Consider the following 12,804-nt stretch of genomic DNA (forward strand, 5'->3'; position numbering starts at 1 on the left):
TCCTCAGCGCCCGGGTTCACGTACCGTGATCGACTGGATCAGACGGGCCCCCAAGCCGCGAATCGCCGGCCGGTACATATCTTCCACCAAGGGTGGCGGCACCGTGTAACGGCCTGGCGTCACGGCCCGTACCAGATAGAACAATCTGGCGGTCCGGCCAGGATAAAGGCTCAACGCGGCGGCATAGCGATCACTGCGATACTCCTCGTGCCGGAGTTCGGCCGCATTCGCACGCTGCTGCAAGGGGACACCGTCCACCACCACGCCCTGCCAGGCATCCTCGCCGGCCAGATGGAGATTTTCGATTTCCAGCCCGCCCGGCACCAGATCCGTCACCAGAGCATCCGGCAGCGCCTGCTTGCTCTGCAGGCTCAATTCGACGATCAAGGCCTGGCCCTCGACCAGCGGGCCAGCTTGCCAGGGCTGTCCATCCACGGTGAACCAGTGCCGCTGGATATCGATCTGGCCATGATCGGCGGCCGGTGCCTGCAAGGGAATGCCGGCCACATCCAGACTGGCGAAGACCGGCCTTTGGCCGGTGGCCCGCACGATCACCCCGGCGGACAGTTCGGCCGGGGTGAGGGCCCGGCTCCACAGATCGTGATCGCCGGGCACCGCGACCGTCTTGCCGCCGATCTGCAGCCCTGCCTGCAGCGCGGCACTCGCGTTGTCAGGAAAGGCATGGGCGACCCGCAGGATGGCCAGCTGTTCCTGGGTGCTGAGCCTGGACCAGGACCAGGGCGCGCCCTTCCCGCCATGTACTGCCGTTGCGGTCTGGCGCGCCCAGTCGATCAGCTTCGCATCGTACTCGGGTCTGGCCAGGCCATAGGTATGGGTCAGTGCCACCATCACCCCCAGATCGCGCAGCTCCGATCCGTAGTCACCGACATACCACGGCCGCGGCTTGTGCCAGGCGAAGGCTTCGCTGATGGCCTGCTGCGCGCGACCATGGTCGCCCATCAGTTTCAGGGCGACACCCAGCTGCACCAGCGGCAAAGGTGCCACCAGCTTGTCGCGCTCATTGTCGAAAATGGCCCGCAAGGTGCCCAGCGGAGCGCGATTGACACGCGCCAGCACCAGGCCGGAATAAGCCTCGTCGGCAATCCGCAGCTGATCGTGGTATTCGCGGCCGTAATAGGGATGACCGCCAGCCAGCAAGTCGTCGCTCAGCCGCTGCAAGGACTTCTGCAGCACGTTCTGCGGAACCGCGAAACCGGCCTCGCGCGCATCCAGCATGAAATCGACGACGTAAGGCGTCATAAAGGTCTGCACCGGACTTTGACCGCCCCAGAAGCTGAAGTGGCCGTTGCTGGCCTGGAACGAGGCGATACGCGCCAGTGCTCCCTCCACCGCCGACTGTCTGGCCGCCTCGGTGATGTCGGTGACGCCGAGACGGCGGGCCTGGGCCGGATCCAGCCACAAGGCGGCAAAGCCCTTGCTGGTGGTCTGTTCGATGCAGCCATAGGGGTAGCGCAGCAGATCGTGCAACGCGGCGGCATAGGGCAAGGGCGGCAAGGTGCTCAGGCTCAGCCGGGCCTGTACCGTTGAAGCCTGCAGCCCGGCCATGCCCGAAGCACCCAGGGCGACCGGTTTGCCCGGTTCAAGGACCAGCGACCGGCTGTTCCGGACTTCCGGCCAGGCACTGCGCACGGCCAGTTCCAGATGGCGGGTGATCCGATAGTCATTGAGCTGGGCATGGATATCCAGTGCCGCCACGGCCACGCCGGCTTCTGCGCTGAGCGGCAGATTCACCGTGGCGCTCGCGCCATTCTTCAGGACGACATGATGCGGCCTGGCATCCACCTTGACCGGCCCGCGGGTCTCGACACGGAAGATCGCCGTGCCGTCCTTGCCGGAGAGATTGCGCAGATCGAGACTGATTTCGGCTTGATCGCCCCGGGCCATCACTCGAGGCGTACTGGCTTCCAGCACCAGCGGCGCTCGTACCGTGACATGGCCTTCGGCGCTGCCGTATCGCTGATCGGTATAGGCCAGCGCGGCCAGCCGCAGACGGCCGTTGAAGTCCGGCACCTGAACCTGCAGACGGGCCCGGCCCCCTGCATCGAAGCGGACCGGGCCGCTGAACAGGTCCACTACCTGCACCTTGGGATTCAGCCCGACCACGTGCGGCAGGCCCTTGCCACTCATGTCGCCACCATAGCGCAGCCTCGCCTCGCCACCGGCCAGCGCTTCGATCACCCGGCCATAGAGATCATAGGCATCCACCGACAGGCCGCGCTGGGCAAACATCCAGGCCCAGGCATCCGGCAGCGGATAATCAGTGATGTTCAGCACGCCCTCGTCCACCGCCGAGAGGCTGACATACGCGCGCTGGCCGGCCAGTCCCTTGGCCTGGACGGCGATATCCAGCGCCTGTTCCGGCCGCATCGTCGCCGGGGCCTGCAGGCTCAGCGGAATCCGGCGATCATCCCGGTCCATGGCGACATGTGCGATACCGACCGCCCGGGCCGGCGTGGTCCTTTCGCGGGCATCACCGCCCCGGAACACCAAGGCAGTGACATAGACATCATGGCGCTGCCAGTCCTTGCCCACCGGAATCTCGAAGCTGGCACCGGCCCGTGCCTGGATATCGCGTGCATACAGCAGATGATCGGATTCCACCAACAGCAGGCCCGGTCCTTCCTGTGGCGGCGTCACGGTCACTTTCATGGTATCGCCGACTCGATAGCGGGCCTTGTCCAGGGCCAGTTTGACCTTGTCGGGGCGGGCCTCCTTGCCCAGATTCTGGTCTTGCCAGCTATAGCCTGCAAAGAACGGAAACACCGTGCTTAGACCGGTCTGCGGATCCTCGACCGTCAGTCGATAGCCACCCCACGCGACCGGCAGGTCCAGCCTGGCCGGCTGGCCCGCGGCAACATCGACATCCTGCTCGGCCACGGTTTCCAGTCGAAGATTGGCATTGGACGTCCAGTCGTCGCCATGCTCGTACAGCCAGTAGAAATCACGGATCTCGGCTTGCAGACGCACATGCAGGTGGCGACCGGCAACCGGCTTGCCGTCGGCCTGGATCCGCATGATCTCGAAACCGGCCCGGCCATTGCCGGCAGCGCCCTGCCCGGGATCGAACAGGGGACGGATCCCGACCAGGCTTGAGGCCGGCCAATAGATCTGATCCAGTTGCCGGCTGACGGTACGCCCCCCATTCTCGTAGACGCTGCCAAAGACACGTGCGTGGATGGGCGCCACCGGCTTGACCTCGGCCGGCATCGGCAGCCCGGCATCGAGATGCCCCTGCGTATCCAGCCGGGTATCCAGCGCATCCTGCGGACCTTTCGGCAGCGCGATATAGGGATTGCCGAAAAAGGTATCGGGCATGCCCGGAACCGGATGCACTTCCGGGGTCAGCAGCAGCTTGGCGGCAAAGCGGTTGCCCGCCGCCGGCGCACCGTAGAGGTAACTGGCCTTGACCGAGAGTTGCCAGGGACGCGAAGGCTGCAGCCGCGCCTGCGGACTGCTCAACTGCAGTTTCAGCCGCTCGGGAAGAAAATCCTCGACATGGAAGGGCAGCGATTGCAGCGCCTGCTTGCTGACCGGGTCCATCCGCCATTCCAGGCGCCACAGCCCGGTCGGCGCATCCTCGGGCAGGGTCTGACTCAGCTGGAAGGCATTGAGATCGCCCGGCTCCAGCCGCCGATCCACCAGGGGCCGCCCGTCCGGTTGCAGCAGGCGGATAAACAAGGGCTGAGCCGGTACCGGCTTGCCATCCTGATCACGCAGCAAGGCCGAGGCATGCAAAGTCTCCCCTGGACGATACAGATCGCGACCCGACCAGGCATAGACCTCGACCGGCACCTCGCGACGTCCACTGATATCGAAATTGGAGACATCCAGAGCCGGCCGATTGAAAGGCAGTACCGAGACATCCGTATCCTTGCGCGCGATCAGCACGTCCGACGGCACCAACCGATAGGCGATCAGGGCCTGGCCATTGCCGTCAGTCTCGGCCCGGACCTTGACCCGACCGGCCTGATCATTGATTTGCACCGCCACATGGGCGACGGGCTTGCCGTCATGCAAGGAGGCGACATGCAACAGGACCTGATCATGGTAGACCCGAAGATGCAGACCCAGGTCGCTGACAAAGAATACCGCCGTGTCATAACCGGCCGAGAAACTGCCGCCCCGCTTGAGTGCGGCCATATAGACACCCGGTCTGGCCAGTTCGTCGACTTTCTGGATCGGGATATAGGTGGTGCTGCGGACATTGCGTTCCGCTGGCAGACGGTAATGGTTGGCATAGACCGGGTCACCCAGTTCGGTGAGGCCCCGTCGCGGCCGGGAGTCATCGGCGCAATGATCCCAGCGGTTGACCGGATGATCCAGATCGTAGGCCTCCCGGTGGCGATTGTCGGGGTAGCTGCAGAACAGGTCCGACAGGGCATCCTCGCGCACGCGAAAAAACTCGATGTCGGCATCGTCGGTATTGACCGATACCACCGGCAGTCCGCGCGAGCCACGGGCAGGCAGCACGCTGCCGCTGGAGGCGAAACCCACCGCCGCCGGCAGGTCCCCCGAATAGATATCCCGCGTCAAGGTCTGACCCAGACGGTGCCCCTCTGCCGTCAGCAATTCCGGGCGCAACACCAGATGATAGTGCCGATCGGCCTGGACGAAGGGAAAGCGCAGACTCTTGCCGCCATCCTGCAGGCTCCAGCTGCCGGAAACCACCGCACCACGGGCATCGGTGACCGCAATCCGCTGATCGAAGGCCTGGCCCTGATCCAGACGACGGTTGAAGGTCAGCAGCAGCGCCGTCCGGGTGTCGCCACTGTCGGCGCCGGCCCGGACCAGCGCAAACGGCGCCGTGGATCGATGCGCGGAGGCGGCTGGTGTCGGCGATCCACCCTGCACCGCCGGCACCGCGGCCGGCTGATGACTGCTGCAGGCCGTCAGCAGGGCCAGCAACAAGCCCAGTCCCCAGCTTCTGGAGCCACGAGGCGAAGGGGCGCGGGTCCGCATGATCATCACTCCTTCCCTGAGGTCGGACCGCAGTCTCGCATGAATTTGTGGCAGGGAAGAGGCCTGCGCCGGGCAAAGCCCGTGCCTGAAGCCATCTGCAAGACCTGGATGGCAGCCGGAGCCCGGCAGAGGGACGATATCTGCCACGATGGATCGTCGTGCAGTGAAGCCCGACCTGACGCTCGAGCTCCTGGACCGGATCGCCCGCTCAGATCGGTTGAAGGCGGCGGCTCCAGGCGGGCCTGTACCCAAGGTATCCCGGTGGCCCGGCCCCGCCATTCCGCCGCCAGCCAGCCGGCTTGAGCTATGGTGCGGGCATCTGCATCCACGAGGCTTTGCGCATGACCCGATTCATCAAGACGGCCACCGTCCTTGCCACGGCGCTGGCCGCCACCGCCTGCAGCACGGAGCATGCCGCCTCCGGCCGGACGGTCGGCATGCCGAATCCGGCCTCTGCGTATTGCGTGAAGCTGGGTGGCCAACTGGATATCGTCAAGGGAGCGGACGGCGAGTATGGCCTCTGTATCTTGCCCGGCGGTGAAAAGATCGAGGAATGGGCCTTGTTCCGCCGGGACCATGCCAACCACTCGTGAGCCCGTCTTTCCTGGCGGCCGGATCCGCCCTCGCGAAACGCCCGCCGGGCCGCGGCACGGGACCGACCAGCCATCAGCCCCGTCCCGCATCGCGCTGGCTCAGGCCTCCGGCCGCCAGCGGCTGACGGCGGCAAGGCCGAGCTTCAACAGCTCCGCAGCGCGCTCCGGGCTGTCGGCCTCGACATAGACCCTCAGCTCCGGTGCATTCCCCGAAGGCCGCAGATGGATGATCTCGCCACGGGCGAAACTCATCCGCAAGCCGTCCGTCTCGTCTACCTGCTCAAGACTGCCGCAGGCCGCGATAAAGCCGAGAACTCTGGCGCCGGTGGCCGGGGCCTCGGACAGTTCCTGGAGCTTTTCCCGACTCTGCAAGGTCGGCATCTCGGCCAGACGATCACTGAGAGTGAAACGGGCCGGCAGCCCGGCGAGCAAGTCGGCCAGATGCGTCTTGCCCTGCTCGCGCATCGACACCAGTGCACAGAGCATCGGCAACACCGCATCGCGGGTAGGCAGAGCGGCCAGCTTGCGCCCCTGACGGACCACGTCGCTGGCCAGCAGAAAACCGCCATTGGCTTCATAACCCACGGAAGGCTGCCGACCAGCTTCAGCGGCGGCCATCATGGCCTCCACCACGAAGGGCGAGCCGATCCGGGTACGCCGCACATCGGAGGCAAAGCCAGCCTTTTCCAGGGCCGTATTGCTGCTCACCGGTGTCGTCACCGCATCCGCGCCCAGAAAACGGGCGGCCAGAATGCCCAGCACATCGCCACGCAGCCACTGTCCGGCATGATCGGCCAGCAAGGGACGGTCGGAATCCCCATCGGTGGTCAGAATGGCATGCAGCGGCTTCTCCTGCGCCCACTGCCGCGCCAGCTCGGCATCTTCCGGCCGCACGGCCTCGGTATCCACCGGAATGAAACTGTCGGCCCGGCCCAGCGGAATCGCCTTGCCGCCCAGCGCCTCGACGACCTGCACCAGTACGTCCCGCCCCACGGCCGAATGCTGATAAATACCCAGATTCAAACCGGCCAGCGCATCGGCGCCCAGAAAAGCCCGGTAGCGCTCCACGTAATCGGCCACCACATCGGTGACCGGCGGCAGCTCGATATCGACGGCCAGGCTCTCATCGGCCTTGAACATCCCGTATGGCAGGGCGACCGATTGCTCTCGCATGGCCGCTTCGTCCGCCTTCAGGAACTCACCGCGTGCGCGATTGAACTTGATGCCATTGCGATCGGCCGGAATATGGCTGCCGGTGACCATCAGCGACGGTATGCCCCGGCCAAACGCATGCAGACTCAAGGCCGGCGTGGGGACAAAACCGCAAAACACCGCCTCGCCGCCCATTTCGCGAATCGCGGCCACGCAAGCCCGCAGTATCCGCGGCGTGCTGGGCCGCAGATCCCCCGCCACCGCGACCGGCATGCCCTTCTCGAATTCGTTCCGGCTGGCCAGATGCTTGAGATAGCCTACGGTATAGGCGAAGCACACCGCATCGGTCATGGCCGTGACCAGGCCACGTGCACCGCTGGTGCCGAAAGCCACGCCAGACTGCTTCATCCACTCTGATATCTTCATCTGTTTCCCAAGATTGCCCTTGCATACGTTCAAGCCTGAACAGCCGCGATCCTTGATTGGGACGGCCGTCCATTCCACACCATGCTTTCGGCATCATGCTTCGGGCTTGCATCAGCCCTGCAGTATAGCCGGCAGTCACGACACATCAGGTCCATGCGTCTCGCTCGATGGCGCGACCAACGTCAGGCTCATGCACCGGGATCCAGCATCCCCAGCCAGGCGACCAAGGCCAGAATGGCCAGCGCCAGCAATGTTTCCGCCGCCAGGCTGGCTTGCAGCCGGCGCAGCAGCCGCGCGGTCTGACCGGTGGCAAGAGCGGTGCGCAGTTGCGGCAGCTGGCGGAAACGATGACTGCCCGCCAGCATCAGCATCAGGGCGAACAGGCCCAGCTTCAGCAGCAGCAGATCGCCGTAGCGGGTCTGCCACAGACTGGCCGGGTGCGTCCCCAGCATCAATACGCCATTGATCAGACCGCTGACGCACAGCAGCAGGACGATCCCGCTGCCCAAGGGGGCAAAAGCGATCGCGGTCTGCAACAAGGCCGGCGAGGCCTCGTCGGACAAGGCCAGCACCGCGCCCCGGGCCTGCCGGCACAACACCAGCAACGCGCCCATCCATAGCCCGGCTGCCAGCAGATGCAGGCTGTCCGCACCCAGATGCAGCAGCCCGCGCCAACCTTCGTCCATCGCTCCATGTCCTGCCCAGGCCAGGGTGATCAGTGCCGATCCGCCGAACACGGCCCGAGCCGCCAGGCGAATCCTGTCCGCCACGCCACGCCACCATCCCACGGCCAGCCACGCCAGCAGCAGGACCATACGGAGCAGCAAGGCATGCCCTGCCGCCGTCTGCTGCAACAAGGGGACAAGCAATGGGCCTACCGCCGATGGCGCCAGCTGGCCGACCATTGCAGCAGCCATGGTCCAGAAACCCGCCAGACTGAAGAACAGAGCCCCAACGGCCAGCGCCACCTCGAAACCGGGTCGCCGGTCACGATCATCCACTCGGCCCCTGATGCCGCGCCGCCTCCACAGTTCGAAGGCGGGCAGACCGAACACCAGCATCAGGCCGAGATACTGCAGCCAGCGGCTGGCAGCTGCCCATGCCTCCATATCGAGCCTCCCGGACCGCTTACTGCACCTGGAAGCTGAGCGAGCCCTTGCGCGGATGGGTATCGACGGAGACTACATGCCAGTCCACCCGATAGCTGCCGGGAATCAAGGGTCTGGCAGGTATCAGACTCATGCTCTTGGCATCATCGGCAAAGCTGGTTTTCACGGGTACCGTGACCGGTCCCATGCTCATGCCCGGCATGGCGGTCAAGATCAGCTCGGCGCCGGAAACCGGCGTCAATAGCGCTTCGGAAAAGCTCATATCGATATGCGCCGGAGCCGGGCCGCGGGAGTGATCCGCCGGGCTGGCCACCAACAAATGGGCATGGGCCGAAACGACCATCGGAGCCAGCAGGCCGGCGCAGGCAAACAGGGTCGACAATATGGGGCGACGGGCAGACATGGGGATTCCTTTCAGCGATTCAGGAGATCGTGCATCAGATCATCGGGGGGCCGGGAAGTGGCTGCCATCGATGACCGGTTCAAGGCCCAGTGTACGACCCCGGGCAGCTGTCCGCCCTGCCCGATGGTCATGATCGTGAATGATTCGCAGGCTGGGAGGCGCCAGCCCCCTGAACCTCGAAGCTCTGACCGGCCACTCGCCGGCCAGCAAGGCATCGCTGCGCCCATACAACCATGTGCCCTTGCAGAACACGCTCTGCCGATCATCCCCTCGCCACGAAAACCCAGCCGGCGAAGCAGAGCCTGGATCGGGGCATGGCGGCTGTCTACCTGCCTCATAACCCGATGCTTGCCCCTCTGCAGCAACAGCCTCTCCAGCATCGAGACCAGCGCCTCTTGCGCATAGCCCCGGTCATGCCACTCAAGAGCCAGTGTCACGCCCAGCTCGCCCCGGCGGCCCTGGTCGAAGAAATGCACGGCGGCATCTCCCGCCAGGACACCATCCTCGTCCCGCTCCAGCGCCCACTGAAACCAGTGGCCGTCAGCCTCGAAGATCAGTCCCGGCTGCCCGGCAAGAAAGGCCTCCGCATCCGGTCGGCTGAAATCGGAGCAACGATGGAACCATGCAACAGCTGGATCGGACCGGCAACCGATAAATGCAGGCAGGCCGCTGACCACAAAGGAGCGCACTCGCAGGCGCCGAGTCAACAGCGGTCAGGGCTTCACAAGATACCTGGTCCAACAGTCAGGTCGGCCCCCCTGCGTCGTTTCCTCAGGCCGGTCCCCTGCCGGAAATGCTTGCCCGGTTGCGCCCTTCACGCTTGGAGCAATAGAGCGCAGCGTCGGCTCGAGCGATGATTTGTTCAAAAGTACTGTCGGTATCCGCCAGGCTGACACCAATGCTGGTGGTTACCTGAATGCTGGCCCCGGGCCAGCTTGCCGGGCCGCCGCCGATGCGACGGCGCAGTCGCTCGGCCACGGCCAGAGCCTGCCCGACATCGCAATCGAGCAACACCAGCAAGAACTCCTCACCGCCGTAGCGACTGGCCAGATGCCCTCCTCCCGCCAGCACATCTTCGATCAGGCCGGCTACATGCTTCAGGACGCGGTCACCGGCCTGATGCCCCCAGGTATCGTTGATCAATTTGAAATGATCCAGGTCACACAGCAGCACCGTGACCGGGCAACGCCGGCGACGCGCCTGTTCCAGCAACAAGCGGCCATCGCCCAGCACCGTATGATGGTTCAACAGGCCGGTCAGGCCATCCAGCCGTGCCATCCTGCGCAGACCGGCCATCAGCCGTTCGACGATCAACAGCAACATGGCAAAGCACTTCGCCAGAATCAGCAACAGCAAGATGACATAGAACCCGGCCACAGCCATGCCGCCATGGCGAATGGAACCGGCTGCATCAGCCTGGACGGGAAGACAGGTCAGCTGGCAGAGATACAGCGCACCATGGAAGGCGAAGGCCAGCGCCGCCAATCGACAGCTGCGACGGATATCCAGGGCCGGGCAGCGCAGCAACAAAAACACGATCCAGCCATCGCAAGCGATCGATGCCAGACTGAATACATGCAGCCGCACGTCGAAATCCGGCCGAACCAGCGCGAACCAGCTGATCGTCAGGACATACCCGCCGACCCCGAGCGCCAGCAGGCGAAGCTGCCGCTTTGCGCCGACATGGATGGCCACGCCGTGGATCAGCAAGGCATTGGCCAGCGCCATGCAGGTATTGGACACCACCACCGTCCAGCGCACGGGCAGCCAGATCTGGGCACTGACCACTGCCAGGGCCAAAGCCAGCAGCCACAAACTGCTGGTCCACAATTGCAATACCCGCTCTCGCGGCAGCAGCAGCAGAATCAGCGAAAAACCGACCGCAATACCCAGACTGAGCAAAACACTGACGATCATCAGCGTGGGGAGATCCAGCGCCATCGTTGCGTGCATACAGACCTTGCAAATCATCGCGGCCAGCATGACCGCCGCCGCCGGAACCCGCCCATGGCGTGACCGGACACCTTCGCCCCCAGGCGTCATCAGTGATCGATGCCGTCGACGCCGCCGGCGGGAACGCCCGGTCATCTTGCCCGGATAACCCAGGGAAGGCCATAGACAAGATGGATGCAGAGCCTGGCCCCATGACTTTGCGACCTTTCCGCCACCTCCTCCCCACATCCTTCACAGCAAATGCTGGCTCGGGTCCAGGCATTCGGGATCGCCGCGATGCCTGCAACCGCGGGCCGGCATGATCCGGCCCCCATCGGCATCGACTTGCCTGGCAAGCCCGGAAGCCCGCTCCAAGCAGCGCATTCACGATGCCAGACCCTGTCGGCGACGATGATCACCAGCCAACGGTGCGCACCGCACAAGAGGCGGCCTGAACGGTGGTGCCGGAACCTGAGCAGCTCGGCCCGAAAACCGGGCATAAAAAAGACCTGCGCGAAGGCAGGTCTCGTAAGATCACTGGTGGGCCGTGAGAGATTCGAACTCTCGACCAACGGATTAAAAGTCCGCTGCTCTACCGGCTGAGCTAACGGCCCATGTTTCAGTGAGCCGACGATTGTAAAAGGCCTGCGTCACGGACACAAGCCTTGTCGGTCATGGATCGATCAGCGATAACGGGTCGGATCGGGCAATCCGGCATCGTGAAAACCCTGGGCACGCAGGCGGCAAGCGTCGCAACGGCCGCAGGCACGCCCTTCCTCGTCGGCCTGGTAGCAGCTGACGGTGGTGGCGAAGTCCACACCCAGCCGCTGCCCTTCACGGGCGATGTCGGCCTTGCTCATGGCCATCAGCGGTGCCTTCACCGACAGGCCGAGGCCTTCGACACCGGCCTTGGTGGCGACATTGGCCAGCTGCTGGAAGCTTTCGACAAAGGCCGGACGGCAATCGGGGTAGCCCGAATAATCCACGGCATTGACGCCGCACCAGATCTCGCGGGCGCCCAGCACCTCGGCCCAGCCCAGTGCGATGGAGAGCATGATCGTATTGCGTGCCGGCACATAGGTCACCGGAATGCCGTCATCGGCCTGCTCGGGTACGCCGATATCGTCGGTCAGGGCGGAGCCGCCGATGCTGCGCAGATCGACATGGACGGTCTTGTGGACTTCGGCGCCAAGATCTCTGGCGACCCGGGCCGAGGCTTCCAGTTCGGAGCTGTGGCGCTGGCCGTAGGCGACGCTGAGCGCATAGACGCGATAGCCCTGCTCGCGAGCCAGGGCGATGGTCACCGCCGAGTCCATGCCGCCGGAAACCAGGATCACCGCTTTCTTGTCGGCGCGGATGTCATTCATGCTGTTACCTCATTGATGTAGGGCCGGATCACCGACCGTGTCGGCCACTGGCGAAGAGGCCAGCGCCCGCAGCCATCGCGAATTGCGAGAAATGGCGATGGCTGCATATGCGATGAGGGGCGCCGCTCGGCCACCGGCCATCTGGCGCCCCGGCCCGGCCTCAATGGCCGGGCGAATCATTCCACAGCAGCTTGTGCAGCTGCATCTGGAACCGGACCGGCAACCGGTCCGCGACGATCCAGTCAGCCAGCTCGCGCGGAGCCAGGGTGCCCTGGACCGGCGAGAACATCGGCATGCAGCGGGCCGCCAGATCGTGGCTGGCCACCACGTCGCGGGCCCAGTCATAGTCAGCGCGCGAAGCCAGTACGAACTTGACCTGGTCGGCAGCCTGCAGATGCTCGAGATTGGACCACAGATTGCGGGCCGACTCGCCCGAATCCGGCGCCTTCAGGTCCAGTACCTTGCGAACCCTGGCATCGACCTGACTGACATCCAGCGCGCCCGAAGTTTCAAGCGAGACCTCGTAGCCGGCGTCACAGAGACGCTCCAGCAGGATCAGGCAGCGCTTCTGCGACAGCGGCTCGCCGCCGGTAACGCAGACATGGCGGGCACCGTAGCTGGCGACTTCGGCCAGGATGGCGTCGATATCCCGCCACTCGCCACCATGAAAGGAATAGGTGGTGTCGCACCAGACACAACGCAGCGGGCAGCCGGTGAGACGCACGAACACGGTCCGCCAGCCGATGGCATCGGCTTCGCCTTGCAGGGAATGGAAGATCTCGGTGATCCGCAGACGCTGCGCAGCATCGGCAGCGTCCGGGAGAGCCGCATCACTCATCGGC

9 protein-coding genes and 1 tRNA gene are annotated in these 12,804 nt (G+C 64.8%); 1 reads left to right on the forward strand and 9 read right to left on the reverse strand.

Annotated features, from left to right (window positions below; genetic code table 11):
• Positions 1-3: 3 nt before the first annotated feature.
• Entirely contained in the window at positions 4-4,980 is a 4,977-nt protein-coding gene (locus FRAAU_RS14130; protein ID WP_014404195.1) for an alpha-2-macroglobulin family protein, read from the reverse strand.
• Between the two features lie 341 nt (positions 4,981-5,321).
• Between FRAAU_RS14130 and FRAAU_RS14135 the strand changes: the two genes are divergently transcribed.
• Positions 5,322-5,573, forward strand: a complete 252-nt coding sequence (locus tag FRAAU_RS14135) for a putative hemolysin (RefSeq protein WP_014404196.1) — start codon at positions 5,322-5,324, stop codon at positions 5,571-5,573.
• Positions 5,574-5,672: 99 nt separating this feature from the next.
• Here the strand turns inward: FRAAU_RS14135 and FRAAU_RS14140 are convergent, their stop codons facing one another.
• The 8 genes from FRAAU_RS14140 to queE all read right to left on the reverse strand — a co-directional run bounded on the left by FRAAU_RS14140 (position 5,673) and on the right by queE (position 12,800).
• Positions 5,673-7,151, reverse strand: coding sequence for a phosphomannomutase (locus FRAAU_RS14140; protein ID WP_014404197.1), 1,479 nt, complete (start codon positions 7,149-7,151; stop codon positions 5,673-5,675).
• Positions 7,152-7,339: 188 nt separating this feature from the next.
• The gene (gene copD, locus FRAAU_RS14145; RefSeq protein ID WP_014404198.1) at positions 7,340-8,260 is read right to left on the reverse strand and encodes a copper homeostasis membrane protein CopD; all 921 of its coding nucleotides are present in this window, start codon (positions 8,258-8,260) and stop codon (positions 7,340-7,342) included.
• Positions 8,261-8,279: 19 nt separating this feature from the next.
• On the reverse strand, positions 8,280-8,663 hold the full coding sequence (gene copC, locus FRAAU_RS14150; protein WP_014404199.1) for a copper homeostasis periplasmic binding protein CopC: 384 nt from the start codon (positions 8,661-8,663) through the stop codon (positions 8,280-8,282).
• 11 nt (positions 8,664-8,674) lie between these two features.
• Entirely contained in the window at positions 8,675-9,352 is a 678-nt protein-coding gene (locus tag FRAAU_RS18040; RefSeq protein ID WP_052317919.1) for a GNAT family N-acetyltransferase, read from the reverse strand.
• An 82-nt stretch (positions 9,353-9,434) separates the two neighbouring features.
• On the reverse strand, positions 9,435-10,616 hold the full coding sequence (locus FRAAU_RS14160; protein ID WP_169314766.1) for a GGDEF domain-containing protein: 1,182 nt from the start codon (positions 10,614-10,616) through the stop codon (positions 9,435-9,437).
• Between the two features lie 517 nt (positions 10,617-11,133).
• Positions 11,134-11,209 (reverse strand) — tRNA-Lys (locus tag FRAAU_RS14165).
• Between the two features lie 69 nt (positions 11,210-11,278).
• Positions 11,279-11,962: a 7-cyano-7-deazaguanine synthase QueC gene (gene queC / locus FRAAU_RS14170; protein ID WP_014404201.1), complete on the reverse strand. Its 684-nt coding sequence runs from the start codon at positions 11,960-11,962 to the stop codon at positions 11,279-11,281.
• 160 nt (positions 11,963-12,122) lie between these two features.
• Complete coding sequence (gene queE, locus FRAAU_RS14175; RefSeq protein ID WP_014404202.1) at positions 12,123-12,800, reverse strand: 7-carboxy-7-deazaguanine synthase QueE; 678 nt, start codon at positions 12,798-12,800, stop codon at positions 12,123-12,125.
• Positions 12,801-12,804: the final 4 nt, after the last annotated feature.

Origin of the sequence: Frateuria aurantia DSM 6220, assembly GCF_000242255.2 — a bacterium.
GTDB lineage: Bacteria > Pseudomonadota > Gammaproteobacteria > Xanthomonadales > Rhodanobacteraceae > Frateuria > Frateuria aurantia.